Origin of the sequence: Streptomyces ruber (assembly GCF_014648075.1) — a bacterium.
Classification (GTDB): domain Bacteria; phylum Actinomycetota; class Actinomycetes; order Streptomycetales; family Streptomycetaceae; genus Streptomyces; species Streptomyces ruber.
Map to the genome: position 1 here is coordinate 153,887 of NZ_BMQK01000011.1, position 25,146 is coordinate 179,032.

25 protein-coding genes are annotated in these 25,146 nt (G+C 72.4%); 22 read left to right on the forward strand and 3 right to left on the reverse strand.

Features of this window, described 5'->3' with window-relative positions; translation table 11 throughout:
* Window positions 1-98: 98 nt before the first annotated feature.
* Window positions 99-755: a bifunctional DNA primase/polymerase gene (locus IEZ04_RS22625; protein ID WP_189218782.1), complete on the reverse strand. Its 657-nt coding sequence runs from the start codon at window positions 753-755 to the stop codon at window positions 99-101.
* Window positions 756-1,201: 446 nt separating this feature from the next.
* Between IEZ04_RS22625 and nsdA the strand changes: the two genes are divergently transcribed.
* The 5 genes from nsdA (at window position 1,202) to ffh (ending at window position 8,961) form a co-directional block, all read left to right on the forward strand.
* A complete protein-coding gene (gene nsdA / locus IEZ04_RS22630) occupies window positions 1,202-2,722 on the forward strand; it encodes a transcriptional repressor NsdA (protein WP_373296344.1) in 1,521 nt (506 codons plus the stop codon).
* A 359-nt stretch (window positions 2,723-3,081) separates the two neighbouring features.
* Window positions 3,082-4,446 carry an ammonium transporter gene (locus IEZ04_RS22635; RefSeq protein ID WP_189218784.1) on the forward strand — a complete coding sequence of 455 codons (1,365 nt, stop codon included), beginning with the start codon at window positions 3,082-3,084 and terminating at the stop codon, window positions 4,444-4,446.
* Entirely contained in the window at window positions 4,443-4,781 is a 339-nt protein-coding gene (locus IEZ04_RS22640; protein ID WP_189218785.1) for a P-II family nitrogen regulator, read from the forward strand. The genes IEZ04_RS22635 and IEZ04_RS22640 overlap by 4 nt, the downstream gene beginning before the upstream one ends.
* 19 nt (window positions 4,782-4,800) lie before the next feature.
* On the forward strand, window positions 4,801-7,275 hold the full coding sequence (locus IEZ04_RS22645; RefSeq protein ID WP_189218786.1) for a [protein-PII] uridylyltransferase: 2,475 nt from the start codon (window positions 4,801-4,803) through the stop codon (window positions 7,273-7,275).
* A gap of 123 nt (window positions 7,276-7,398) precedes the next feature.
* The gene (gene ffh, locus IEZ04_RS22650; RefSeq protein ID WP_189218787.1) at window positions 7,399-8,961 is read left to right on the forward strand and encodes a signal recognition particle protein; all 1,563 of its coding nucleotides are present in this window, start codon (window positions 7,399-7,401) and stop codon (window positions 8,959-8,961) included.
* A 196-nt stretch (window positions 8,962-9,157) separates the two neighbouring features.
* On the opposite strand, the gene IEZ04_RS22655 is transcribed toward ffh, so the two are convergent.
* Window positions 9,158-10,018, reverse strand: a complete 861-nt coding sequence (locus IEZ04_RS22655) for a class I SAM-dependent methyltransferase (RefSeq protein ID WP_189218788.1) — start codon at window positions 10,016-10,018, stop codon at window positions 9,158-9,160.
* Window positions 10,019-10,503: 485 nt separating this feature from the next.
* Here IEZ04_RS22655 and IEZ04_RS22660 point away from each other — a divergent pair, with 485 nt between their 5' ends.
* From IEZ04_RS22660 to IEZ04_RS22740, 17 genes are all read left to right on the forward strand, one after another.
* Window positions 10,504-11,100 (forward strand): hypothetical protein, encoded by a 597-nt coding sequence (locus IEZ04_RS22660; RefSeq protein WP_189218789.1) that lies wholly within the window; start codon window positions 10,504-10,506, stop codon window positions 11,098-11,100.
* A gap of 304 nt (window positions 11,101-11,404) precedes the next feature.
* Window positions 11,405-11,827, forward strand: a complete 423-nt coding sequence (rpsP, locus tag IEZ04_RS22665; protein WP_189218790.1) for a 30S ribosomal protein S16 — start codon at window positions 11,405-11,407, stop codon at window positions 11,825-11,827.
* Between the two features lie 2 nt (window positions 11,828-11,829).
* Window positions 11,830-12,069, forward strand: a complete 240-nt coding sequence (locus tag IEZ04_RS22670) for an RNA-binding protein (protein WP_003973401.1) — start codon at window positions 11,830-11,832, stop codon at window positions 12,067-12,069.
* Between the two features lie 82 nt (window positions 12,070-12,151).
* Window positions 12,152-12,706: a ribosome maturation factor RimM gene (rimM, locus tag IEZ04_RS22675; RefSeq protein ID WP_189218791.1), complete on the forward strand. Its 555-nt coding sequence runs from the start codon at window positions 12,152-12,154 to the stop codon at window positions 12,704-12,706.
* A complete protein-coding gene (gene trmD / locus IEZ04_RS22680; RefSeq protein ID WP_189218792.1) occupies window positions 12,706-13,539 on the forward strand; it encodes a tRNA (guanosine(37)-N1)-methyltransferase TrmD in 834 nt (277 codons plus the stop codon). Before rimM ends, trmD begins: the two co-directional genes overlap by 1 nt.
* A 133-nt stretch (window positions 13,540-13,672) precedes the next feature.
* Complete coding sequence (rplS, locus tag IEZ04_RS22685; protein ID WP_189218793.1) at window positions 13,673-14,023, forward strand: 50S ribosomal protein L19; 351 nt, start codon at window positions 13,673-13,675, stop codon at window positions 14,021-14,023.
* A 46-nt stretch (window positions 14,024-14,069) separates the two neighbouring features.
* A complete protein-coding gene (gene lepB, locus IEZ04_RS22690; protein ID WP_189218794.1) occupies window positions 14,070-14,912 on the forward strand; it encodes a signal peptidase I in 843 nt (280 codons plus the stop codon).
* Entirely contained in the window at window positions 14,905-16,032 is a 1,128-nt protein-coding gene (gene lepB, locus IEZ04_RS22695; RefSeq protein WP_229821192.1) for a signal peptidase I, read from the forward strand. The genes lepB (IEZ04_RS22690) and lepB (IEZ04_RS22695) overlap by 8 nt, the downstream gene beginning before the upstream one ends.
* The gene (lepB, locus tag IEZ04_RS22700; RefSeq protein WP_229821193.1) at window positions 15,971-16,891 is read left to right on the forward strand and encodes a signal peptidase I; all 921 of its coding nucleotides are present in this window, start codon (window positions 15,971-15,973) and stop codon (window positions 16,889-16,891) included. The genes lepB (IEZ04_RS22695) and lepB (IEZ04_RS22700) overlap by 62 nt, the downstream gene beginning before the upstream one ends.
* An 80-nt stretch (window positions 16,892-16,971) precedes the next feature.
* A complete protein-coding gene (gene lepB, locus IEZ04_RS22705; protein ID WP_189218796.1) occupies window positions 16,972-17,718 on the forward strand; it encodes a signal peptidase I in 747 nt (248 codons plus the stop codon).
* 213 nt (window positions 17,719-17,931) lie between these two features.
* Window positions 17,932-18,456 (forward strand): NUDIX hydrolase, encoded by a 525-nt coding sequence (locus tag IEZ04_RS22710; RefSeq protein WP_373296346.1) that lies wholly within the window; start codon window positions 17,932-17,934, stop codon window positions 18,454-18,456.
* Window positions 18,457-18,511: 55 nt separating this feature from the next.
* The gene (locus tag IEZ04_RS22715) at window positions 18,512-18,820 is read left to right on the forward strand and encodes a DUF2469 domain-containing protein (protein ID WP_003965949.1); all 309 of its coding nucleotides are present in this window, start codon (window positions 18,512-18,514) and stop codon (window positions 18,818-18,820) included.
* A 181-nt stretch (window positions 18,821-19,001) separates the two neighbouring features.
* Entirely contained in the window at window positions 19,002-19,373 is a 372-nt protein-coding gene (locus IEZ04_RS22720; RefSeq protein WP_189218797.1) for a YraN family protein, read from the forward strand.
* Window positions 19,373-20,995, forward strand: coding sequence for a YifB family Mg chelatase-like AAA ATPase (locus IEZ04_RS22725; RefSeq protein WP_189218798.1), 1,623 nt, complete (start codon window positions 19,373-19,375; stop codon window positions 20,993-20,995). The genes IEZ04_RS22720 and IEZ04_RS22725 overlap by 1 nt, the downstream gene beginning before the upstream one ends.
* 59 nt (window positions 20,996-21,054) lie before the next feature.
* Window positions 21,055-22,254, forward strand: coding sequence for a DNA-processing protein DprA (dprA, locus tag IEZ04_RS22730; RefSeq protein WP_229821194.1), 1,200 nt, complete (start codon window positions 21,055-21,057; stop codon window positions 22,252-22,254).
* Window positions 22,255-22,527: 273 nt separating this feature from the next.
* Window positions 22,528-23,364 carry an RNA polymerase sigma factor WhiG gene (gene whiG, locus IEZ04_RS22735; RefSeq protein ID WP_189218800.1) on the forward strand — a complete coding sequence of 279 codons (837 nt, stop codon included), beginning with the start codon at window positions 22,528-22,530 and terminating at the stop codon, window positions 23,362-23,364.
* 94 nt (window positions 23,365-23,458) lie between these two features.
* Window positions 23,459-24,016, forward strand: coding sequence for a TetR/AcrR family transcriptional regulator (locus IEZ04_RS22740; RefSeq protein WP_189218851.1), 558 nt, complete (start codon window positions 23,459-23,461; stop codon window positions 24,014-24,016).
* 145 nt (window positions 24,017-24,161) lie between these two features.
* Here the strand turns inward: IEZ04_RS22740 and IEZ04_RS22745 are convergent, their stop codons facing one another.
* The gene (locus tag IEZ04_RS22745; protein WP_189218801.1) at window positions 24,162-24,974 is read right to left on the reverse strand and encodes a murein hydrolase activator EnvC family protein; all 813 of its coding nucleotides are present in this window, start codon (window positions 24,972-24,974) and stop codon (window positions 24,162-24,164) included.
* Window positions 24,975-25,146 lie beyond the last annotated feature (172 nt).

Genomic DNA, 25,146 nt, shown 5'->3' on the forward strand with positions numbered 1-25,146 from the left:
GACACAGCCGGGGACGGGCGCCTCACTGTGTACGGCTCCTCGTGCGCGGCCCCCTTGTATGCGGCTGTACGGCCTGCGGCGCACGGCCGCGCGGCCGCTCAGACGCGTGACCGGTGCGCCACGTACGCCAGCGTGCCCAGCAGCAGACGGGCCGCCGGAGGGTTCGTGGCCGAGTCCAGGGCGGGAGAGCGCAGCCACCGCGCGGGACCCAGGCCGCCGCGGTCCGAGGGCGGGGCCGTGACGTACGACCCCGGACCCAGACCTCGCAGGTCCAGGGCGGCCGGGTCGTCCCACCCCATGCGGTAGAGCAGCTGGGGCAGCCCGGCCGCGGCACCCGGGGCGACGAGGAACTGGGCCCGGCCGTCCGGCGTGGCGATCACCGGGCCCAGCGGGAGACCCATGCGCTCCAGGCGGACCAGTGCCCGGCGCCCGGCGGCCTCCGCCACCTCGACGACGTCGAACGCCCGACCCACCGGCAGCATGATGGAGGCACCCGGAACCTCCTGCCAGGCCGCCGTCACCTCGTCGAGTGTGGCGCCTGCGAGCACCGGGGCGACGAAGCCGAGCGGATGCGCCCCGGGTGCACCACATCGATCCCTGCCGCACGAGCACACCCCCGATACCGCTCGTGCGCCGGGCACCACGTCCCATCCCCACAGCCCGGTGAACTCGGCCACCGCGGTGCAGTCCGACGAGCGGCCGCGCCGACGAGAGCCGGATCGCATCTCCCGGATGCCGACGATCGTGAAGCCCATGCCCCCTCCAACGGGTCCGTCGCGCCGGTGGTTACGCGGCGGATGCGTACCGTGACGCACAGTTCTCTTCCCCGTTCAAACCGCTCACTTGCCTGGCGTGCAGTGGCGTACCGGGTGGTGCGGCGGGCCGTGTGCGCCGCTGGGTGCGTCGCTCCGCCCGCTCGCGGTCGCCATGCGTCAAGTCAATCGCGCGGAGGCGACCGTGAGTTCATTCGAAGGGGTGGCGAATGGTGGCGTTTCTGGAATCGCCATGGCTGGAGGGGTGATCGTAGGATTACTTTGAGTGCACAAGTCCTGGGGACGCAGGCACTCCCGGGTATGCCGGAGGCGCGTCGGGTTCCCGTTCGGCGGGTGAGAACCGACGGACGCGGGAGGCCGCGGACCGGCATTCTGGTAAGCCTTGGCGCATACGGCGCACAAGTGGTTCCAGGGATGGGGGCGTTCCAGTGGGCGGCAACGGCGGAAGCGCGACGAACGCTGAGAACGCGGTGAACACAGTGAGCACGGCGAACACGGTGAACACCGACAAGCGTCCCAACGAGCTGCTGAGCTCGTGGTTCGTGCGCAGCGGCTGGTCCAAGGGCGAGCTCGCCCGCCAGGTCAACCGCCGGGCCCGCCAGCTCGGGGCGAACCACATCTCCACGGACACCTCCCGCGTCCGCCGCTGGCTCGACGGGGAGAATCCCCGCGAGCCGATCCCGCGCATCCTGTCCGAGCTGTTCTCCGAGCGGTTCGGCTGTGTCGTCGCCGTCGAGGACCTGGGGCTGCGCGCCGCCCACCAGTCGCCGTCCACCTCCGGCGTCGACCTCCCCTGGACGGGCCCGCAGACCGTGGCGCTGATCGGCGAGTTCTCGCGCAGCGACCTGATGCTGGCGCGGCGCGGCTTCCTCGGCAGTTCGCTGGTGCTCTCGGCGGGCCCGTCGCTCATCGAACCGATGCAGCGCTGGCTCGTGCCCTCGCCGCCGGCCCCGCGCGAGGCGTCCGCGCCCGTGCCCGCCCCGCGCCGCCCCGGCAGGCTGTCCAAGCCCGAGCTCGACCTCCTCGAGTCGACCACGGTCATGTTCCGCCAGTGGGACGCCCAGTGCGGCGGCGGCCTGCGCCGCAAGGCGGTCGTGGGCCAGCTGCACGAGGTGACGGACCTGCTCCAGGAGCCGCAGGCCGAGGACACCACCCGGCGGCTGTTCAAGGTGGCCGCCGAGCTGGCCGAGCTGGCGGGCTGGATGAGCTACGACATCGGGCTCCAGCCCACCGCGCAGAAGTACTTCGTGCTCGCCCTCCACGCGGCCAAGGAGGCCGGCGACCGTCCTCTCGGCTCCTACGTCCTCTCCAGCATGAGCCGGCAGATGATCCACCTCGGGCGGCCCGACGACGCGCTGGAACTCATCCATCTGGCGCAGTACGGCAGCCGCGACTGCGCGAGCCCGCGCACCCAGTCCATGCTGTATGCGATGGAGGCGCGCGCCTACGCCAACATGGGCCAGCCGGGCAAGTGCAAGCGGGCCGTGCGGATGGCCGAGGACACCTTCGCCGACGCCGCCGACTGGGACGAGCCGGAGCCCGACTGGATCCGCTTCTTCTCCGAGGCCGAGCTGTACGGGGAGAACTCCCACTCCTTCCGCGACCTCGCCTACGTGGCGGGCCGCAGCCCCACCTACGCCTCCCTGGCCGAGCCCCTGATGCGCCGGGCCGTCGAGCTGTTCGCCGAGGACGCCGAGCACCAGCGGTCCTACGCCCTCAACCTCGTCGGCCTGGCCACCGTGCACCTGCTGCAGCGCGAGCCCGAGCAGAGCGCCCTGCTCGTCGGGACGGCCATGCGGGTGGCGAAAAAAGTACGGTCCGAGCGGGTCAACACCCGTATCCGGAAGACCGTCGACACGGCCGTACGCGATTTCGGCGACCGGGCCGAGGTCGTGCACCTCACCGACCAGCTCGCCGCCCACCTGCCCGAGACCGCCGAAGCGGTCTGAACCGGACCCCGGCTCCCCGGGTCCCGACGACTCCGGCCGCGGCCGGCCACCCCGAAGAACCCGACTCGGCTCCCCCATCGCCAGGTCGCCGGATGGCCGCCGCGGCCGGTTCGCGAGAGCGCGCGCACCCGTGCCGACGGGCGCTTCGCCGAAGGTTGCGTCACGATAACGATCGACGTGGCCGATATCCGGCGGTTCATCGACGCGTAACAGACAGGGCGCCTTCGTCACTGCGGCGAAACATCGAGGGGCGTCGACCGAAACGGCGCTGCGACAGTCTCGTGGCTCATAACCGGCCCACCCCTCCATCCGCTCAAGGCTTCGCCCGCACGGGGCCGTACAACGACGAGGAGACGCCGATGGCAGCAGCCATCACCCTGGCAGCAGACGAGCCGACGCTGTCTGCCGCCAACACGGGATTCATGCTCATCTGTTCCGCCCTGGTGATGCTCATGACCCCGGGTCTGGCCTTCTTCTACGGAGGCATGGTCCGCGTCAAGAGCACCTTGAACATGCTGATGATGAGCTTCATCAGTCTCGGCATCGTCACCGTCCTGTGGGTGCTGTACGGCTTCTCCCTCGCCTTCGGCACCGACTCCGGCAGCCTCATCGGCTGGAACTCGGACTACGTCGGTCTCAGCGGCATCGGCATCACGGAGCTGTGGGACGGCTACACCATTCCCGTCTACGTCTTCGCCGTCTTCCAGCTGATGTTCGCCGTCCTCACGCCCGCCCTGATCAGCGGCGCGCTCGCGGACCGGGTGAAGTTCACCGCCTGGGCGCTGTTCATCGCGCTGTGGGCCACGATCGTGTACTTCCCCGTCGCCCACTGGGTCTGGGGCGCCGGCGGCTGGGCCTTCGAGCTCGGCGTGATCGACTTCGCCGGCGGTACGGCCGTCCACATCAACGCGGGTGCCGCGGCCCTCGCCGTGATCCTCGTCATCGGCAAGCGCGTCGGCTTCAAGAAGGACCCGATGCGCCCGCACAGCCTTCCGCTGGTGATGCTGGGCGCCGCCCTGCTGTGGTTCGGCTGGTTCGGCTTCAACGCCGGTTCGTGGCTCGGCAACGACGACGGCGTCGGCGCGCTGATGTTCGTCAACACCCAGGTCGCCACCGGTGCCGCGGTCCTCGCCTGGCTCGTCTACGAGAAGATCCGCCACGGTGCGTTCACCACGCTCGGTGCCGCCTCCGGTGCCGTCGCGGGCCTCGTCGCCATCACCCCGGCCGGCGGCTCCGTCTCCCCGCTCGGCGCGATCGCCGTCGGTGCCATCGCCGGTGTGCTGTGCGCCATGGCCGTCGGCCTGAAGTACAAGTTCGGCTACGACGACTCCCTCGACGTCGTCGGCGTCCACCTCGTCGGCGGTGTCATCGGCTCCCTGCTGGTCGGCTTCTTCGCCACCGGCGGCGGCCAGTCCGACGTGGCCGGCCTCTTCTACGGCGGCGGCCTCGACCAGTTCTGGAAGCAGTGCGCCGGAGTCTTCGGTGTCCTCGCCTACTCCTTCGTCGTCTCCGGGCTGCTCGCCTTCCTGCTCCACAAGACGATCGGGATGCGGGTCGACGAGGACGACGAGATCTCGGGTATCGACCAGGTGGAGCACGCCGAGACCGCGTACGACTTCAGCGGCGCGGGCGGCGGCGCGGCCCGCACCACCGTCCCGGCCCCGGCCGTGGACGCCGGAACCAAGGGCGAGACCAAGGCCGAGAGCAAGAAGGTGGACGCATGAAGCTCATCACCGCCGTCGTGAAGCCGCACCGGCTCGACGAGATCAAGGAAGCCCTGCAGGACTTCGGAGTGCACGGCCTGACCGTCACCGAGGCCAGCGGCTACGGCCGCCAGCGCGGACACACCGAGGTCTACCGGGGAGCCGAGTACACGGTCGACCTCGTCCCCAAGATCCGCATCGAGGTGCTGGTCGAGGACGACGACGCCGAGCAGCTGATCGACGTCGTCGTCAAGGCGGCCCGTACCGGCAAGATCGGTGACGGCAAGGTCTGGGCGGTCCCCGTCGAGACGGCCGTCCGCGTCCGCACCGGCGAGCGCGGCCCGGACGCGCTCTGAACAGAACAGGAGTCGCCGGGTGACGAGTACGGATGTGACGACAGAAGCAGAGAACTCGGGACCCGGCGGTTACGCGGCGGCCCGGCTGCGCCTCCTCACCGAGGGGGCGCGGTCCGGGCCGCCGCGCCGTACCGCCCTCTCCGGGCTCACGGACGACTGGCTGGCCGGGCTCTTCGACGCGGGCGCCCGGGGCGCGTCCGGCGCCCCGGGCCTGCGCGGGGTCTCCCTGATCGCGGTCGGCGGCTACGGGCGCGGCGAGCTCTCCCCACGCAGCGACCTCGACCTGCTCCTCCTCCACGACGGCGGCGACCCGGCCGCGATCGCCGCCCTCGCCGACCGCCTGTGGTACCCGGTGTGGGACATGGGCCTCGCCCTCGACCACTCCGTGCGCACCCCCGCCGAGGCCCGGAGGACCGCCGCCGAGGACCTCAAGGTCCAGCTGGGCCTGCTGGACGCCCGCCACCTCGCGGGCGACCTCGGCCTCACCACCGCCCTGCGCACCACCGTCCTGGCCGACTGGCGCAACCAGGCACCCAAACGCCTGCCCCAGCTGAGAGAGCTGTGCGCCGAGCGCGCCGAGCGCCACGGCGAGCTGCAGTTCCTGCTCGAACCCGACCTCAAGGAGGCCCGCGGCGGCCTCAGGGACGCCACGGCCCTGCGCGCGGTCGCCGCATCCTGGCTCGCCGACGCGCCCCGCGAGGGACTCGCCGACGCCCGCCGCCGGCTCCTCGACGTCCGCGACGCGCTGCACCTCGCCACCGGCCGCGCCACCGACCGGCTCGCCCTCCAGGAACAGGACCAGGTCGCCGCCGAACTCGGCCTGCTGGACGCCGACACCCTGTTGCGCCAGGTGTACGAGGCGGCGCGCGTCATCTCGTACGCCGGTGACGTGACCTGGCGTGAAGTGGGGCGGGTGCTGCGGTCGCGCGCCGTACGGCCACGGCTGCGCGCCCTGATCGGCGGCGGCAAACCGGCCCCCGAACGCTCCCCGCTCGCCGAGGGCGTGGTCGAGCAGGACGGCGAGGTGGTGCTGGCCCGCGCCGCACGCCCCGAGCGCGACCCGGTGCTGGCCCTGCGCGCGGCCGCCGCGGCGGCCCAGGCGGGCCTCCCGCTGTCGCTGCACGCCGTGCGCCGGATCGCGGCCGCCGCCCGGCCGCTGCCCACGCCCTGGCCCGCCGAGGCCCGCGAACAGCTGGTCACCCTGCTCGGCTCGGGCCGGCCCACCGTGGAGGTCTGGGAGGCGCTGGAGGCCGAAGGCCTGATCACCCGGCTGCTGCCCGACTGGGAACGGGTGCGCTGCCGTCCCCAGCGCAACGCCGTGCACCTGTGGACCGTCGACCGCCACCTCATCGAGACCGCCGTGCGGGCCTCCGCCTTCACCCGCCGCGTCCACCGCCCCGACCTGCTCCTGGTCGCGGCGCTGCTGCACGACATCGGCAAGGGCTGGCCCGGCGACCACTCCGTGGCCGGCGAGATCATCGCCCGGGACGTGGCCACCCGGATCGGGTTCGACCGCGACGACGTGGCCGTGCTCTCCTCGCTCGTCCGCCACCACCTGCTGCTGGTCGACACCGCCACCCGCCGCGACCTGGACGACCCGGCGACGGTCCGCTCCGTCGCCGCGGCGGTCGGCTCCCAGGGCGCCCTGGAGCTGCTGCACGCCCTGACCGAGGCGGACGCGCTGGCCACCGGGCCCGCCGCCTGGTCCTCCTGGCGCGCCTCGCTCGTGGCCGACCTGGTCAAACGGGTCGCGTCCCTGCTCGCCGGCGACGTCCCCGAGGAGCCGGCGTCTGCCGCGCCCCCCACGGCCGAGGAGGAACGGCTCGCCATGGAGGCGTTCCGCACGGGCGGCCCCGTGCTGGCCCTGCGCGCCCAGACCGGACCGCCGGGGGAGGACACGGAGGAGGCGTCCGGCGAGCCGGAGCCCCTCGGCGTCGAACTGCTCATCGCCGTACCCGACCAGCCCGGTGTGCTGCCCGCGGTGGCCGGCGTGCTGGCCGTGCACCGGCTCACCGTCCGCACGGCCGAGCTGCGGGCCCTGGAACTGCCGGACGGCGTCGAGGGCTCCGTACTGGTCCTCGACTGGCGCGTGGCGGCGGAGTACGGCTCCCTGCCGCAGGCGGCCCGGCTGCGCGCGGACCTCGTCCGGGCGCTCGACGGATCGCTGGACATCGCCGGGCGCCTGGCCGAGCGCGACGCGGCCTATCCGCGGCGCCGGGGCGTCCTGGCCCCGCCGCCGCGGGTGACCGTCGCGCCGGCCGCCTCCCGGCACGCCACGGTCATCGAGGTCCGCGCCCAGGACCGTCCCGGTCTGCTGCACCGCATCGGGCGGGCCCTGGAGGAGGCGGACGTACGGGTGCGCAGCGCGCACGTCTCCACGCTGGGCGCCAACGCGGTGGACGCGTTCTACGTCACCGACGACGAGGGGGCGCCGCTGCCGGGGGAGGAGGCGGCCTCGGTGGCGCGGAAGCTGGAGGAGATGCTGCGGGGGTGACCCCGCCGGGTCCCGTCCCCGTCCCCGTCCGCCGACCGCAGCGGGCGGGGACGATTCGCTTGCGGGGCCGGATACCCTGGAGGGCAGCCCGAAACGCCCCCGACTCCGAGGACCGACGTCGCCGTGTTCGATACCCTTTCCGATCGCCTCTCAGCGACTTTCAAGAACCTGCGCGGTAAGGGGCGCCTGAGCGAGGCGGACGTCGACGCCACGGCGCGCGAGATTCGTATCGCGCTCCTCGAAGCGGATGTCGCCCTCCCGGTCGTCCGGGCCTTCATCAAGAACGTGAAGGAGAGGGCGCTCGGCAGCGAGGTCTCCAAGGCCCTCAACCCGGCCCAGCAGGTCCTCAAGATCGTCAACGAGGAGCTCGTCACCATCCTCGGCGGCGAGACCCGCCGCCTCCGCTTCGCCAAGCAGCCGCCGACCGTGATCATGCTCGCGGGTCTCCAGGGTGCCGGTAAGACGACCCTCGCGGGCAAGCTCGGCAAGTGGCTCAAGGAGCAGGGCCACTCGCCGCTGCTGGTCGCCGCCGACCTCCAGCGCCCCAACGCGGTGAACCAGCTCAGCGTGGTCGCCGAGCGCGCGGGCGTGGCGGTGTACGCGCCGGAGCCGGGCAACGGCGTGGGCGACCCGGTCAAGGTCGCCAAGGACTCCATCGAGTACGCGAAGTCCCGGGTGCATGACATCGTCGTCGTCGACACCGCCGGCCGCCTCGGCATCGACCAGGAGATGATGCAGCAGGCCGCGGACATCCGGGACGCGGTCTCGCCGGACGAGATCCTGTTCGTCGTCGACGCGATGATCGGTCAGGACGCCGTCAACACGGCCGAGGCCTTCCGCGACGGTGTCGGCTTCGACGGCGTGGTGCTGTCCAAGCTCGACGGTGACGCCCGAGGTGGTGCCGCCCTGTCGATCCGCCACATGACCGGCAAGCCGATCATGTTCGCGTCCAACGGCGAGAAGCTCGACGACTTCGACGCCTTCCACCCGGACCGGATGGCCTCCCGCATCCTCGACATGGGTGACCTGCTCACCCTGATCGAGCAGGCGGAGCGGACGTTCAGCCAGGAAGAGGCCGAGAAGATGGCCTCCAAGCTGGCGTCCAAGAAGGGCCAGGACTTCACCCTGGACGACTTCCTGGCCCAGATGGAGCAGGTCAGGAAGATGGGCTCCATCTCCAAGCTGCTCGGCATGCTGCCGGGCATGGGCCAGATCAAGGACCAGATCAACAACATCGACGAGCGCGACGTCGACCGCACGGCCGCCATCATCAAGTCGATGACCCCGGCCGAACGCCAGGATCCGACGATCATCAACGGCTCGCGGCGGGCCCGTATCGCCAAGGGTTCCGGTGTCGAGGTCAGCGCCGTGAAGGGCCTGGTGGAGCGGTTCTTCGAGGCCCGCAAGATGATGTCCCGCATGGCGCAGGGCGGCGGCATGCCGGGGATGCCCGGGGTGCCGGGCATGGGCGGCGGTCCCGGCCGGACCAAGAAGCAGCCGAAGAAGGCCAAGGGCAAGCAGCGCTCCGGCAACCCGATGAAGCGCAAGCAGCAGGAGCAGGAGGAGGCCGCCCGCCGTGCCGCCGCCGCGCAGGGCGGTGCCCCGGGCGGCGCGTTCGGCCTGCCGGGCCAGCAGGGCGGCCAGGACTTCGAACTGCCGGACGAGTTCAAGAAGTTCATGGGCTGACGGCCCCGGGTCACAGGGGCTGACGTCCGCGGGTCCGTGGGCCGACGCCCGTGGGCCGGTACGGCGCCGGGGTGCTTCCCGGCGCCGTACGCACGCATGGCACCCGTACGCGTCCCGGTACGGGCGGCCGGGACCGCTTCCGTGGCGCGACGCGTGACGGGCCCGGCCCCGTGAGAGGCCGGGGAGCCGGAGGGGCTCAGGGTGTCCGGGCGATCAGGTACCGGAAGACGTTCGGCATCCACACCGTCCCGTCGCTCCGCTCGTGGGCGTGCAGCGCCTCGGTCAGCTCCTTGTCGACCTGGGCCCGGTCCGTGGCCGCGACGGCCGCGTCGAAGAGTCCCGTCGACAGCAGACCGCGTACGGCGCTGGGCACGTCCGCGTAGCCGAACGGGCACGCCACCCGCCCCGAGCCGTCGGGGCGCAGACCCGCGCGGTGGGCGACATCCTCCAGGTCGTCCCGGAGGGCGGGCCGCCAGCTCCCCGCGCTCGGCAGCGGCTCGGCCAGCTTCGTGGCGACGCGGAGCACCGACGAGGCGACGCACCGCTCCGGCGGGCCCCAGCCCACGAGCACCACAGGGGTGCCCCGCCCGGCGAGCGGTGCGGCCGCGGCGAGCAGGCCGCCCAGCCCCTCGGAGTCACCGGCCACGCAGCCGATCGGCTCGAAGGCGGTGACGAGGGTGTACGGCATCTCGCCGGGGGCCTCGGCCAGGTTCGCCAGGGCGCCGTCGAAGACGCGGGCGTCGGCACGCGCGCGCGTGCCCCACGCCTCCGGCAGCAGACGCTCCCGCGCGAGCGCCACCCGCTCCGGGGACGACGTCTCGACACCGGTGACCGCGGCCCCACGGGACGCCGCCATCAGCAGCGCCAGCCCCGAACCGCAGCCGAGCCCGAGCAGCCGGGTGCCTGGCCCCACCTCCAGCCGTTCGTAGACGGCCTCGTAGAGCGGAACCAGCATCCGTTCCTGGATCTCGGCCCAGTCACGCGCGCGTGCACACTGGTCCACGCGGGGCGCGGCCCCTGCGCGAGGCAGTTGCTGTCGCACGAGCGTAGGTGTCATATCGAAAGCGCCCCAATCCGCCGAGAGTTGCCACTGTGTCCGGTTCCGCAGTCCCCCGTGCAGTGCGCTCGCACTCCCCCCTGTATGCCAGGAAACTCCGCGCCCTCCACGGAGTCCAGGGGCTGTGGGACAGGGTTTGCGAAGTGCCTGTGTCTGTGTTCGAAGGTAGTGAGAATTCACATTCCGGCAACGTGGACCCCTGTCATCGCGCCATCGCGCGGTCGCCTGATCCGGCGCGCGGAACAGGGCCGGTGCGGGGGTCCGCCGGCGCACCGGGTAACGTCGCCGTCGTCGGGCGCGGACGCCGCGTACACGGTGGTCGTACGTGTCGCTACGTACCGCCTTGGGAGGAGCTGTGAGGCTTCTCCGCGGATCGGCGCACCCGCCCTCGTCGGGACGCATCAGTGGCAACTGACGGGTACGTGCAAATTATTTGAGATGCCCTGGAATAGGAACACAGCGGGACTCCGGCTCGTTGTCATTACGTGAGCACGACACCACCTGTTCTCGCCGCAGAGCTGGCGCAGGCGTGGGCCGATATTCAACGGCACCACCCCGAGCTGCCGGATCTAGCCGCCCCTGAGTCCCTGATCGGGGAGTCGTCGTCCGCGTGCGGGCACGAGCTCTCCTTCGAACGACTGCTGCACGAGGCAGTCCACGGCATCGCCGCCGCGCGCGGGGTGCGTGACACCTCCCGTGCCGGCCGGTACCACAACCGCAGATTCCTCGCGATCGCCGAGGAGCTGGGTCTCGACCATCCCGAGGAACCGCATCCCAGCAGCGGCTTCTCACTGGTGACGCTCAACCCCGAGGCGAAGCGGCGCTACCGCCCGACGATCGAGCGGCTCCAGCGCGCGCTGAAGGCGCACACCGCCGCGACCACCGCGGACACCGCCCGTTCGTTCCGCGGCCCGGCCGCCCGGCACGGCTCCTCCGGGGGCGGTGTCCGGGTGAAGGCGGTCTGCGACTGCGGGCGCAACGTCCGCGTCGTCCCGTCGGTGCTGGCGCAGGCGCCGATCGTGTGCGGAGGGTGCGGCAAGCCGTTCCGCATCCCCGAAGTGGTCGGCGCGGCGGCGGGCTGAGGCGACGGCGTGCCGGTGCGGACGGCCGCTCGTGGCGGCCGTGTCCCGGCGGGCCGTGCGCGGTCGCGGCGTCCTCCGGGCGCCGTCGAGGGCATCCGGGATCCCGGATGCCCTCGGCCGTGTGCGCCGGGCACCCGCGGCCTGCGGTGCTCCCGGAGTGTGGCACAATGGCTAGCTGTACTCGACAGCCGCACAGGACCCCTCTCTCCTCCGGCTGACGCGTCCGTCGGGCACTCGGGTACCGCAACCCCACGCGGCTTCCCCGCCGTGCCCAACCACGTCAAATCCAGGAGAACCCACTCCCGTGGCAGTCAAGATCAAGCTGAAGCGTCTGGGCAAGATCCGTTCGCCTCACTACCGCATCGTCGTCGCCGACTCCCGTACCCGCCGTGACGGCCGGGCCATCGAGGAGATCGGCAAGTACCACCCGACGTACAACCCGTCGGTGATGGAGGTCGACGCCGAGCGCGTGGCGTACTGGCTCGGTGTCGGCGCCCAGCCGACCGAGCCCGTGCTCGCCATCCTCAAGAAGACCGGCGACTGGCAGAAGTTCAAGGGCGAGCCCGCCCCGGCGCCGCTGCTCGTGGCCGAGCCCAAGTCGACCCGCCCGTCCTTCGAGGCGCTCGGCGGCGACGACGAGGGCAAGGGTGAGGCCATCACCCAGAAGAAGAAGGCCGACAAGAAGGACGAGGCCGCCGCCGAGTCCTCTGAGTCGACCGAGGCCTGAGCATGCTCGAGGAGGCTCTCGAGCACCTCGTGAAGGGCATCGTCGACAACCCCGACGATGTGCAGGTCGCCTCGCGCAACCTGCGCCGCGGGCGTGTGCTGGAGGTCCGGGTCCACCCCGACGACCTCGGCAAGGTGATCGGCCGCAACGGCCGCACCGCACGCGCCCTGCGCACCGTCGTGGGCGCCATCGGCGGCCGCGGTGTCCGTGTCGACCTCGTCGACGTGGATCACGTCCGCTGACGCAGACACAGCACCGGCTCGGGCCGGGGAAGGCCACTGGGCCGTCCCCGGCCCGTTGTCGTAGATCAGGAGAACCAAGCAAGTGCAGCTGGTAGTCGCTCGCATCGGCCGCGCCCACGGGATCAAGGGCGAGGTCACCGTCGAGGTCCGCACCGACGAGCCCGAGCTGCGGCTCGCGCCCGGCGCCGTCCTGGCCACCGACCCGGCCGCCGCCGGGCCGCTGACCATCGAGACCGGCCGCGTCCACAGCGGCCGGCTCCTGCTGCGCTTCGAGGGGGTGCGCGACCGCAACGCCGCCGAGGCGCTGCGCAACACCCTCCTGATCGCCGAGGTCGACCCCGAGGAGCTCCCCGAGGGCGAGGACGAGTTTTACGACCACCAGCTCATCGACCTCGACGTGGTGACCGCGGACGGCACGGAGGTCGGCCGCATCACCGAGATCTCCCACCTGCCCTCGCAGGACCTGTTCGTGGTGGAGCGCCCGGACGGCAGCGAGGTCTACGTCCCGTTCGTCGAGGAGATCGTCACCGAGATCGACCTCGGGGAGCAGCGCGCGGTGATCGACCCGCCGCCCGGCCTGATCGACGACCGCGCGGAGATCGTCTCGACCCGGGACTCCGGGGCGGAGGAGGCGTGATGCGGCTCGACGTCGTCACGATCTTCCCCGAGTACCTGGAACCCCTCGACGTCTCGCTCGTCGGCAAGGCACGCGCGCGGGGGCAGCTGAACGTGCACGTGCACGATCTGCGCGCGTGGACGTACGACCGGCACAACACGGTCGACGACACCCCGTACGGAGGCGGCCCCGGCATGGTCATGAAGACCGGCCCCTGGGGCGACGCGCTGGACTCCGTTCTGGCCGACGGCTACGAGACGGGCTCCCGCGAGCCGGTACTGATCGTGCCCACGCCCAGCGGCCGCCCCTTCACCCAGGAACTCGCCGTCGAGCTCTCCGAGCGGCCCTGGCTGATCTTCACCCCGGCCCGGTACGAGGGCATCGACCGTCGCGTCGTCGACGAGTACGCCGCCCGCATGCCCGTGTACGAGGTGTCCATCGGCGACTACGTCCTGGCCGGCGGCGAGGCGGCCGTGCTGGTCGTCACGGAGGCCGTGGCACGGCTGCTGCCCGGCGTCCTCGGCAACGCCGAGTCCCACCAGGACGACTCCTTCGCGCCCGGAGCCATGGCCAACCTCCTGGAGGGGCCGGTCTACACCAAGCCGCCCGAGTGGCGCGGACGCGGCATCCCGGACGTGCTGCTCAGCGGCCACCACGGGAAGATCGCGCGCTGGCGCCGGGACGAGGCGCTGAAACGTACGACCCGGAACCGGCCCGACCTGATCGAGTCGTGCGACCCCAAGGCGTTCGACAAGAAGGACCGCGAGATGCTCTCCATCCTGGGCTGGGCACCCGACCCGGAGGGCGTGCCGCACGGTCGATTTTGGCGCAGGACGGACGGCGTGGAAGAATAGACCGCTGTTGTGCGCCCGTCCGGTGTGCGCCCCTGCCACAGGGGGAACGACGCCCGACCCGACCCGCGCAACGCTCTCATCGCACCTCTAGTCCCGTTGATGACCTGTGGCATCAGCGAAGAAAGCAGACGAAATGTCTCACCTGCTCGACTCCGTCGACGCCGCGTCGCTGCGCGACGACATCCCGGCCTTCCGCCCGGGTGACACCGTCAACGTCCACGTCCGCGTCATCGAAGGCAACCGCTCCCGCGTGCAGCAGTTCAAGGGCGTCGTCATCCGCCGCCAGGGCGCCGGTGTCCGCGAGACCTTCACGGTCCGCAAGGTCTCGTTCTCCGTCGGCGTCGAGCGCACGTTCCCGGTGCACACCCCGATCGTCGAGAAGATCGAGCTCGTCACCCGCGGTGACGTGCGTCGCGCCAAGCTGTACTACCTCCGTGAGCTGCGCGGCAAGGCCGCGAAGATCAAGGAGAAGCGCGAAAACTGAGCGCACGCTCAGGTGTCCAGGCCTGGCCGGATAGCATGCGGCTCCGATGGACACCGAAGCACAGCACGTGGAGCGCGACCGCTCCTCCCGCACCCCTGAGGCCGAGACCGGCCCGGACGACTCCGGGCCGGTGACGGCCGGTCCCGAGGAGGACCCGGGCGGCGCCGAGACCACCTCGGACGCAACCGGGACCGAGTCGGGAGGTCCCGAGAGCGACTCGGGACCCTCCGAGGAGACCTCGGAGCCGGGGACGCGCGAGGGACGGTCGCGTTTCTCGTGGCTGGACCGGGCCGCCGACTCGGTGCCGGGCGGGCGGATCACTCTCACCGGGCTCGTCTGCCTGCTGTTCCTGCTGCTGCTCAGCACCTTCGTGCTGCAGCCGTTCCAGATTCCCAGCGGCTCCATGGAGAGCGGATTGAGGATCGGGGACCGCGTGCTCGTAAATAAGTTGGCGTACCGTTTCGGTTCCGAGCCGCGGCGTGGCGATGTCGTCGTCTTCGACGGCACCGGCTACTTCGGGGACGCCGACTACGTCAAGCGCGTCGTCGGCGTGGGGGGAGACCGTGTGGTCTGCTGCGGCAGGGAGGGGAGGCTCGAGGTGAACGGCCGGTCGGTCGACGAGTCGGCGTTCCTGCACCCGGGGGACAGCCCGTCGGACGTGCCCTTCGACGTGGTCGTGCCCGCCGGGTCCCTGTTCCTGCTCGGTGACCACCGCGGTGCCTCCAGCGACTCCCGTGACCACCTGGGGTCGCCGGGCGGCGGCATGATCCCCGTGGACCGGGTGATCGGGCGGGCGGACTGGATCGCCTGGCCCGTCGGCCGCTGGGCCGGGATCGACCGTCCCGACGCCTACGCGCGCGTGCCCGCCGCGGACGGTGCCCATGGGTAACCGCGGCAAACCGCGCGGGGCCGCGAGCACCCCCGCCGACAACCTGCTGCCCACCGGGTCCCGGCGGGCCGGCGGTGCGGCCCGGCCCAGCCGGGTCGAACGGCGCAAGCTCGCCCGCAAGATCAAACGGCGCCGGCGCCGCTCGGCCCTCAAGGAGATCCCGCTCCTCGTGGGCGTGGCCGTACTCATAGCCCTGGTGCTGAAGACGTTCCTCGTGCAGGCCTTCGTGATCCCGTCGGGCTCGATGGAGAACACGATCCAGATCGGCGACCGGGTCCTGGTCGACAAGCTCACCCCGTGGTTCGGCGCCAAGCCGCAACGCGGGGACGTCGTCGTGTTCAAGGACCCCGGCGGCTGGCTGGAGGACGACCAGACGACCGTCCAGCAGGACGACCCCGTCGGGATCAAGCAGGTCAAGGAGGGGCTGCAGTGGATCGGCCTGCTGCCCTCCGACGACGAACGGGACCTGATCAAACGGGTCGTCGCGATCGGCGGCGACACCGTCAAGTGCTGCGACGCCCAGGGGCGCGTCACCGTCAACGGCACGTCCCTCGACGAGTCCTACGTCCATCCCGGCAACGAGCCTTCGTCGATCAAGTTCGAGGTGACGGTGCCCCCGGGCCGTTACTGGGTCATGGGCGACCACCGGGCCAACTCCGCCGACTCCCGTTACCACCGTACCGAGGACTACAGCGGCACCGTGTCCGAGGACTCCCTCGTGGGCCGGGCCGTGGTCATCGCCTGGCCGATCGGCCACTGGAGCGGCCTGGAGCAGCAGGACACCTACGTGTCCGTGCCCAACGGGCCGGTACCCGCCTCAGCTGCTTCGCATAAGGTGGCCCCCGCGGATCCGAACGAATTGATCCCGCTCCCGACCCCTGCGGAACTCCCGCTCGTTATGGGAGTGGTGGGCCTGCACCGGATGAGGCGCGGGCGGCGGTACGGAGTGAGGAGTGGATGTGGGGGACGTGGTGGTCGGCTCACGGTCCGGACAGGGTGGCCCCGAGGAGCAGCCGGAGCGGTCCGACGCAACCGGTTCCCCGGCCGCGCAGAACGGCGTGACCTCGGGGAACGCCGAAGACCCCGCAGACCGGGGCGGTTCCCCCGGCCCCGGGAGTGACGCCGCGTCTGCGACGGACGCCCCGCGGGCCGCGGAGACCTCGGACGACGGCGAGGAGCGCGAGCCCCCCAGGCAGCAGCGTTCCTTCTGGAAGGAACTGCCGCTCCTGATCGGTATCGCGCTCGTTCTCGCGCTACTGATCAAGACCTTCCTGGTGCAGGCGTTCTCCATCCCCTCGGACTCGATGCAGAACACCCTCCAGCAGGGCGACCGGGTCCTGGTCGACAAGCTCACCCCGTGGTTCGGTTCCGAGCCCGAGCGCGGTGAGGTCGTCGTCTTCAACGACCCCGCCGACTGGCTCATCGGCGAGCCCACGCCCGAGCCCAATCCCGTGCAGCGGGTGCTCAGCTGGATCGGTCTGATGCCCTCCGCGGACGAGAAGGACCTCATCAAGCGGGTCGTGGGCGTCGGTGGGGACACCATCGAGTGCGAGGGCACAGGGCCGCTGAAGGTCAACGGCAAGGCGCTGGACGAGTCGTACGTGTACGCCGGGAACACCCCGTGCTCCATGGACGACCACGGCGGTCAGTTCAAGGTCACGGTGCCCGAAGGAAAAATCTGGGTCATGGGCGACCACCGGCAGAACTCGCTGGACTCCCGCTACCACCAGAACGACGAGAACCAGGGCTTCGTGCCCGTCGACAAGGTCGTGGGCCGCGCCATCGTGATCGCGTGGCCGCCCACCCGCTGGGCCACGCTGCCGGTCCCCGACGCCTTCGACCAGAACCTGGGCGCGGCCGCGCCCGGTGCGCTCGGTCTCGCGGGCGCGGTGCCGCTGGTCCTGTGGCGCAGGCGCCGCCTCCTCGGTGCCGGTGACGCCCGGAACGGCAGGGTTACCGGCAGCGGTACCGCCCGGTAGGGTGCCGTCCCAGATCGCCGATCTTCCGCATTCCCGGCACGGGGGACCGGAGGTCGATTCTCCGACCGGGGAGCACTGGGATGAGCGGGACGACACGTCGTGACGACGAGGGCCGCGGACGGCTCGGCAGCGTGCTGTCGGGACTGGCCGTGGCCCTCGGCTGTGTGCTCTTCCTCGGCGGCTTCGCCTGGGGGGCGGTCGTCTACCGGCCCTACACCGTGCCGACCGACTCCATGGCGCCCACCATCGTGGCCGGGGACCGGATCCTCGCCGAGCGCGTCGACGGCGCCGCGATCCGGCGTGGCGACGTCGTCGTCTTCCGGCAGGAGAGCTGGGGCGACCTGCCCATGGTCAAGAGGGTCGTCGCGGTCGGCGGTGACACGGTGGCCTGCTGTACGGGCGGCAGGCTGACGGTCAACGGCAAGCAGATCGAGGAATCGTATCTTCCCGAGGGGGAGGACGCCGAGACCACGGGGATCCCGGAGATCACGGTGCCCGAGGGGCGGCTGTTCCTCCTCGGTGACGAGCGCAGCGGCTCCCTGGACTCCACCGCCCACCTCACGGAGGCCGGCAGCGGCACGGTGCCGCGTGCCTCCGTGGACGCGCGCGTCGACGCCGTCGTCTGGCCGCTGGACGGCATGCTGGCCCGGCCCGCCGGCTTCGAGACGCTCGGGCCGCTGTCCGCCCCCGGGCCGCTGCGAACCGTCACGGTGGCCGTCGTGGCGGGCGCGGTGCTCGTCCTGGGCGGCGCCGCGTACGGGCCGGTCGCGCGAGGTCTGGGCGGACGCGCCCGTGCGAGCCGGACACGGCAGGCCGATGTGCGCTGATCCGCCGTCCCACCCGCACCCGGGGACGCGGCCGGCGGCCGGTCCGGAACCGGCCGCAAGGGCGGGCACGGCGGCCGGAGACCCGGAAGCGACGGTACGGGCCCGGATGGGCATGCTTACGGAGGCGGGGCCGCCCGGAAGGTGCCCGGGGCAGGTGTGTGAGAGGTGACCCGGGAGGCGGACGGCAACGGTGAGTGCGAGGCGACCGGAGGGGTGCGGGAGGTGACCGGGGATGTTGTGCGGGAGGTGGCCGGTGACGGTGTGCGCAAGGTGGCGCGGGTGGTGCTTCTCGACCCGCGGCACCGCATCCTGCTGCTCCACGGGCACGAACCGGACGATCTCGCCGACGACTGGTGGTTCACACCCGGCGGCGGGGTCGAGGGCGACGAGACCCGGGAGGAGGCCGCTCTGCGGGAACTCGCCGAGGAGACCGGCATCACCGAGGTCGAGCTCGGCCCCGTGCTGTGGCGCCGCAGGTGCTCCTTCCCGTTCGCGGGCCGCCGCTGGGACCAGGACGAGTGGTACTACCTGGCCCGTACGAGCCAGACCGTGACCGGGGCCACCGCGCTGACCGACCTGGAGCGACGCAGCGTCGCCGGAGCGCGCTGGTGGACGTGTCAGGAACTGACCCGGTCACATGAGACGGTGTATCCGACCAGACTCGCCGAGCTGCTGCGCAGGTTGCTCGACGAAGGTCCTCCGGCCAGGCCCGAGATCCTCGACACGGAAATCGTCTAGTGGCTCACGGGGCTGACGCACAATAGGGGGACGCACGGCTGAAGGGGAACATGCCATGAGCGCCGAGGACCTCGAGAAGTACGAGACCGAGATGGAGCTCAAGCTCTACCGGGAGTACCGAGACGTCGTCGGTCTGTTCAAATACGTGATCGAGACCGAGCGGCGTTTCTATCTGACCAACGACTACGAGATGCAGGTGCACTCGGTCCAGGGCGAAGTGTTCTTCGAGGTGTCGATGGCGGATGCCTGGGTGTGGGACATGTACCGGCCGGCTCGGTTCGTCAAACAGGTACGCGTTCTCACGTTCAAGGACGTGAACATCGAGGAGCTCAACAAGAGCGACCTCGAACTTCCGGGCGGCTGAGCGGAAGGCTGAGCGGGCGGGGTGGCGCGCTGACGCGGCGCAGCCCGTGGTGCAGCCCCCGCCGTGCAGTGCGCCGCTCACCCGCATGGGTGAGCGGGTTCTCCACAAGTGAGCGCTCGTCCACCAAGATCCACCAGCGGGCTGATCCGCCTTCAGTGTGGGCGCCGGAGGTGGTGCCGACATGAGCACAGCGAAGGCGCGCGGCGCGCTCGGCAGGTACGGGGAGGAGCTGGCCGCCCGACGGCTGGCCGAAGCGGGGATGACGGTCCTGCGGCGCAACTGGCGCTGCGGAAGGACCGGCGAGATCGACATCGTGGCGCGTGACGGGGACGCGCTGGTCGTCTGCGAGGTCAAGACCCGCAGGGCGGGGTCGTTCGTCCACCCCATGGCCGCGGTGACGCCCGCCAAGGCGGAGCGCCTGCGCGGCCTGGCGGAGCGCTGGCTCCAGGAGCACGGGGGAGCACCGCCCGGCGGCGTCCGCGTCGACGTGGTCGGGGTGTCGCTCCCCGACCGCGGCGCCCCCTTCGTGGAGCACGTCAGGGGGGTGGCCTGATGGGTTTCGCCCGTACGTGCTCGGTGGCGCTGGTGGGCGTCGAGGGCGTCCTCGTGGAGGTGCAGGCCGACCTGGAGCCGGGGGTCGCGGCGTTCACCCTGGTGGGACTGCCGGACAAGAGCCTGACCGAGAGCAGGGACCGGGTGCGGGCGGCGGTGGTGAACTCCGGCGCCGAGTGGCCCCAGAAGAAGCTCACCGTCGGGCTGAGTCCCGCGTCGGTGCCCAAGGCGGGCAGCGGCTTCGACCTCGCCGTGGCGTGCGCCGTCCTCGGCGCCGCCGAGCGGATCGATCCGAGGGTGCTCGCCGACATCGTGATGATCGGGGAGCTGGGGCTCGACGGCCGGGTGCGGCCGGTGCGTGGCGTCCTGCCCGCCGTGCTGGCCGCCGCCGACGCGGGCTACGAGCAGGTCGTGGTTCCGGAGTGCGCGGCGGCGGAGGCCGCGCTGGTGCCGGGGGTCTCCGTGCTGGGTGTGCGCAGCCTGCGCCAGCTCATCGCGGTACTGACGGACGAACCGGTACCCGACGAGGAACCGGGCGACGGGCGCCCGGATCCGCTGCTGGCGGGGCTGCGCATGCCCGGTGTGGGCGCCGCCACGGGCATGCACGCCGTGGGCGCCGCACAGCACGACCAGGGGCACGACCTCGCCGACGTCGTCGGGCAGCTCCCGGCGCGGACCGCCGTGGAGGTCGCGGCGGCCGGCGGGCACCACCTGTTGCTGCAGGGACCGCCGGGCGCGGGCAAGACCATGCTCGCCGAGCGGCTCCCGGCCGTCCTGCCGGCGCTGACCCGTCAGGAGTCGCTGGAGGTCACGGCGGTCCACTCGGTGGCGGGCCTGCTCCCCGCGGGGAAGCCGATGGTCGACACGCCGCCGTACTGCGCACCCCACCACTCGGCCACGATGCAGGCACTCGTCGGCGGAGGGCAGGGCATCGCACGGCCGGGAGCGGTGTCGCTCGCCCACCGCGGGGTGCTCTTCCTGGACGAGGCGCCCGAGTTCAGCGGTCAGGTGCTGGACGCGTTGCGTCAGCCCCTGGAGAGCGGGCACGTGGTGATCGCCCGCAGTGCGGGGGTGGTGCGGTTCCCGGCGCGGTTCCTGATGGTGCTCGCCGCCAATCCGTGCCCCTGCGGCCGGTTCTCGCTCAGGGACGACCTGTGCGACTGCCCGCCCGCGTCCGTCCGCCGCTATCAGTCCCGGCTCTCCGGGCCCCTGCTCGACCGCGTCGACCTCCGGGTCGAGGTCGAAGCCGTCACCCGCGCGGAGCTGACGGAGCGAGGGGCGCACGGTGAGTCCACGGCGGTGGTCGCCGACCGGATCAGGGCGGCCAGGGAACGGGCGGCGCTGCGGCTGGCCGGCACGCCCTGGCGGACCAACAGCGAGCTCCCCGGGCGGGAGCTGCGCAGCCGGTGGCACGCGACGCCCGGCGCGATGGACGCCGCCGAGCGCGGACTGGAGCGCGGCGTGCTGACCGCTCGCGGCCTCGACCGGGTGCTGCGGGTCGCCTGGACCGTCGCCGACCTCGTGGGGCACGACCGCCCCGACGCCATGGACGTCGCACTCGCCCTGCAGCTGCGCACCGGTGTCTCCCGCGGAGCACCCATGGCGATCGGGGCGCTGTCATGAGCCGGGCTGCCGGGAGGAGCGGGGAGGATCCTGGGGCCGGGACCGGTGTGTCCCGCGGGGTGACCTCCGCCGAGCGGCTCGACCGGATCTTCCTCGCCCGGGTCCTCGAACCGGGGGACGAACTCGGCGGGCGGTGGCTGCGGGAGCTGGGTGTCCGCGCGGTGGCGCGGCAGCTCACCCGGCGCGACGCACCGCTGCCGGGCATGCCGGACGAGGGGCCGTCGTCCGGAGGCCGGAACGGCGGCCGGCTGCCCGGGGTGTCGGACAAGCGGTGGGCGGGCCTGTGCGCCCGCGCCGAGCGAGCCGACCCCGAGCGGGACCTGGCCCTCGCACGGCGGGCCGGTGCCCGGTTCGTCTGCCCCGGCGACGGGGAGTGGCCCGGGCAGCTGGACGACCTGGGGGACGCGCGGCCCGTCGGGCTGTGGGTGCGCGGCCGGGCGAGCCTGCGGATGTGGGCCCTGCGGTCCGTCGCCGTCGTGGGGGCCAGGGCCTGCACCGAGTACGGGGCCCACATGGCGGCCGTGCTGGGAGCGGACCTCGCCGAACGGGGTTGGGTCGTCGTGTCCGGCGGCGCCTACGGGGTGGACGCGGCCGCCCATCGCGGAGCCCTGGGTGCCGGCGGTGCCACCGTCGCCGTACTGGCCTGCGGGGTGGACCAGGCCTATCCCCGCGGGCACACCGAGCTGATCGGCAGGATCGCGGACCAGGGGCTGGTGGTGGGGGAGCTGGCGCCGGGCGAACACCCCACGCCCGGCCGCTTCATCCTCAGGAACCGGGTCATCGCCGCGCTCACCCGCGGCACCGTGGTCGTAGAGGCCGCGTACCGCAGCGGCGCACTCGCCACCGCGCGCGCCGCACAGCGTCTCGGGCGCTTCACGATGGGTGTGCCCGGACCGGCGACCAGCGGGCTGTCGGCGGGCGTGCACGAGCTGCTGCGCGGCGACGCGGTGCTGGTCACCGACGCCGCCGAGATCGCCGAACTGGTGGGGGACATGGGAGAGCTGGCACCCGACCGGCGCGGTCCGGTCCTGCCGCGCGACCTGCTCGCTCCCGGCGCCCTCGCTGTGCTCGCCGCGGTCCCGGCCGACCGGGCCGCGCCGGTCGAGGAGATCGCCCGCGGTGCCGGCACGACGGCCGACGACACGGTCGGGAGGCTGTACGAGCTCCGAGCGCTTGGTCATGTCGAACGACACGGCGACGGTTGGAAGTTGACACGCCAGGCCATGATCTCCGTCTCATCGGATCGGGGAGGACGCTGACCCGACGTGTTCGGCCGTCCGGGCGACCGCTCCGACAGCCGGTCGGTTCATGGGAGTTGACACGTCCCGAGGGCCGCGCACGGCTGCGGACGCAGCCCGGGGGAGCACCCGGCGGAACGAATCTGCGCACGCGGGTTCCCGTTCCCTTCGCGCACCGCGACGCTCCAGTCACGCTACGCTCACGTGAAATCCCGACGCAGGCGGCAACTCGGCACCACCCCGACACCTCGCGCAGGCATCACCAGTTCACGGCAGAACGGCACAAGGCGACGAATGCCCCAGCACACCTCCGGGTCCGATCGGGCGGCAGTTCCCCCCACCGCCCGCGTCGGGGTGCGCCCTCCGGCCCCCGAGACGCTCGACGAGCTGTGGCGCTCGTACAAGGCGACCGGTGACGAGCGACTGCGCGAGCAGCTGATCCTGCACTACTCGCCGCTGGTCAAGTACGTCGCGGGCCGGGTGAGCGTGGGCCTGCCGGCCAACGTCGAGCAGGCGGACTTCGTGTCGTCCGGGGTGTTCGGACTGATCGACGCCATCGAGAAGTTCGACATCGACCGCGAGATCAAGTTCGAGACGTACGCGATCACCCGGATCCGCGGCGCGATGATCGACGAGCTGCGGGCGCTGGACTGGATCCCCCGCTCGGTCCGGCAGAAGGCGCGCAACGTCGAGCGGGCGTACGCGACCCTGGAGGCACGGCTGCGGCGCACCCCGTCCGAGGCCGAGGTGGCCGCCGAGATGGGTATCGCGGTGGAGGATCTCCATGCCGTGTTCAGCCAGCTGTCGCTGGCCAACGTCGTGGCGCTGGAGGAACTGCTGCATGTCGGCGGCGAGGGCGGCGACCGGCTCAGCCTGATGGACACGCTGGAGGACACCGCCGCCGACGACCCCGTGGAGGTCGCCGAGGACCGGGAGCTGCGGCGGTTCCTGGCGCGGGCGATCAACACGCTGCCCGAGCGCGAGAAGACGGTCGTCACGCTGTACTACTACGAGGGCCTCACCCTCGCGGAGATCGGCAACGTCCTCGGCGTGACCGAGAGCAGAGTCAGTCAGATCCACACCAAGTCCGTGCTCCAGCTACGCGCGAAGCTGGCGAGTTTCGGCCGCTGAGGTGGGCTGACGCGGTTCGGTCGGGCCCGGCGGCTCCCGCCGCCGGTGAACTCTCCGTAAAGTGGTTGACGTGCCAAGGATCCGAGCGGCCTCCGTGGCCGAGCACCGTTCGATGCAGCGTGCCGCCCTGCTGGACGCGGCGCGATCCCTCCTGTCCGAGGGTGGGACGGACGCGTTGACGTTCCCCGCGCTGGCCGAGCGCACGGGACTCGCGCGGTCGTCCGTGTACGAGTACTTCCGCTCGCGGGCCGCCGTGGTGGAGGAACTCTGCGAGGTCGACTTCCCCGTCTGGGCGGCCGAGGTCGAGATGGCCATGGCCGAGGAGGACACCTCCGAGGGCAAGGTCGAGGCGTATGTGCGGCGACAGCTGGCGCTGGTCGGCGACCGGCGGCACCGGGCCGTCGTCGCGATCTCGGCGAGCGAGCTGGACGCGGGAGCGCGCGAGAAGATCAGAGCCGCCCACGGCGGACTCGTCGCCATGATCGTCGAGGCTCTCGGGGCCATGGGGCACGCACAGCCGCGGCTGGCCGCGATGCTGCTCCAGGGCGTGGTCGACGCGGCCGTGCGGCGTATCGAGCTGGGCGCGGCGGAGGACCCCCAGGCGATCACCGAAGCGGCGGTCGCGATGGCCCTGCGGGGGGTCAGGGGCTGAGCAGGGGCGCGCGTCGGGGCGCGCGGTGCCGGGTTCCGGCCCGGGCGCGGCTCCCTGACCGTACTCCGGCGGGCTCCCCGGCACACGCCGTGTGTATGCGGGTGGCGGTCCGTCCCCCGGTCGCCCGGCGCCGTGTCGCCGGTGCTCATGATCCGGGTTCCGGCACTCCGGCCACCGGCAGCAGACGCGACGGCCCCCCGCGCAGGAGCGACGGAGGAAGCAGGGACAACGGGTCCAGATACGCGTCCGCCCTGAGCAGGCCCCAGTGCAGGCAGGACGACGGGCAGTGGGGCCTGCCCGGGGTGGACGCGTCCGCCTCCAGGGCGCCCAGGATGTCGCCGGCCGCCACCTCGTCCCCCTTCGCCACCGCTGCCCGGACCGGGCCGTAGGTCGTCCGCAGGGGTGGCTCGCCCGTGCCGGTCAGCTCCACCGACACCACTCCGCGCCCCGCGACCCGGCCCGCGAACGACACCCGGCCCGGTGCGACGGCCCGTACCGGCGCACCCGGGGCCGCCGCGAGGTCCACTCCCCGGTGTCCCCGGCCGTACGGCGTCGCCGGTGGCTCCCAGCCCCGCACGACCCGGGGCCGGGAGCCACCCGGTCCCACGGGCCAGATGCGCCCGAGGACCGGCACCGCCCCGCCGCTCCCGGGCCGCGCGCGTCCGGGAGGCGCCGGCCCCGCTGCCCCGGCCGACTTCGTCCCGGCCGGTTCCGTCCCGGCCGGTTCGGTCCGGGGCGGCTCCGCGCTGGCCGGTTCGGTCCCGGCCGGTTCGGTCCTGGTGGGCTCCGTCCCGGTGGGCTCTGCCTCGGTCGGGTCCGCCCCTGCCCACCTCATCACAGTCGTCCCGCCGCCGTGGACGCTCCCGCCGCCACTCGCCCAGGCCGTCGCCACCCCCGGTGGGAGCACGCCCAGGAGGGTGACGGCCACGCCCGACAGCAGGGCCGGCAGTGCTCGCATCCATCGTTTAGTCCACGCACATCGCCTCGCTCGCATGGGAGAACCATGGCGCGGACAAGGCGGTCGCCGTGGCGGTCTGTGGGGCACCGGCCCGTTGTGGATATCGGCGTCACCCGGTACCTCGCCGGTCCCGTACACTTCTGGTGGCGACCCGGGCCACCGGGTCGACTTC

Excerpts from the sequence above, each read along its gene's own strand:
- IEZ04_RS22625 (WP_189218782.1), bottom strand. The coding sequence starts at position 755 with ATGGGCTTCACGATCGTCGGCATCCGGGAGATGCGATCCGGCTCTCGT.
- IEZ04_RS22635 (WP_189218784.1), top strand. The coding sequence starts at position 3,082 with ATGGCAGCAGCCATCACCCTGGCAGCAGACGAGCCGACGCTGTCTGCC.
- IEZ04_RS22640 (WP_189218785.1), top strand. The coding sequence starts at position 4,443 with ATGAAGCTCATCACCGCCGTCGTGAAGCCGCACCGGCTCGACGAGATC.
- IEZ04_RS22655 (WP_189218788.1), bottom strand. The coding sequence starts at position 10,018 with ATGACACCTACGCTCGTGCGACAGCAACTGCCTCGCGCAGGGGCCGCG.
- IEZ04_RS22670 (WP_003973401.1), top strand. The coding sequence starts at position 11,830 with ATGCTCGAGGAGGCTCTCGAGCACCTCGTGAAGGGCATCGTCGACAAC.
- trmD (WP_189218792.1), top strand. The coding sequence starts at position 12,706 with ATGCGGCTCGACGTCGTCACGATCTTCCCCGAGTACCTGGAACCCCTC.
- rplS (WP_189218793.1), top strand. The coding sequence starts at position 13,673 with ATGTCTCACCTGCTCGACTCCGTCGACGCCGCGTCGCTGCGCGACGAC.
- lepB (WP_189218794.1), top strand. The coding sequence starts at position 14,070 with ATGGACACCGAAGCACAGCACGTGGAGCGCGACCGCTCCTCCCGCACC.
- lepB (WP_229821192.1), top strand. The coding sequence starts at position 14,905 with ATGGGTAACCGCGGCAAACCGCGCGGGGCCGCGAGCACCCCCGCCGAC.
- lepB (WP_189218796.1), top strand. The coding sequence starts at position 16,972 with ATGAGCGGGACGACACGTCGTGACGACGAGGGCCGCGGACGGCTCGGC.
- IEZ04_RS22715 (WP_003965949.1), top strand. The coding sequence starts at position 18,512 with ATGAGCGCCGAGGACCTCGAGAAGTACGAGACCGAGATGGAGCTCAAG.
- IEZ04_RS22720 (WP_189218797.1), top strand. The coding sequence starts at position 19,002 with ATGAGCACAGCGAAGGCGCGCGGCGCGCTCGGCAGGTACGGGGAGGAG.
- IEZ04_RS22725 (WP_189218798.1), top strand. The coding sequence starts at position 19,373 with ATGGGTTTCGCCCGTACGTGCTCGGTGGCGCTGGTGGGCGTCGAGGGC.
- whiG (WP_189218800.1), top strand. The coding sequence starts at position 22,528 with ATGCCCCAGCACACCTCCGGGTCCGATCGGGCGGCAGTTCCCCCCACC.
- IEZ04_RS22745 (WP_189218801.1), bottom strand. The coding sequence starts at position 24,974 with ATGCGAGCACTGCCGGCCCTGCTGTCGGGCGTGGCCGTCACCCTCCTG.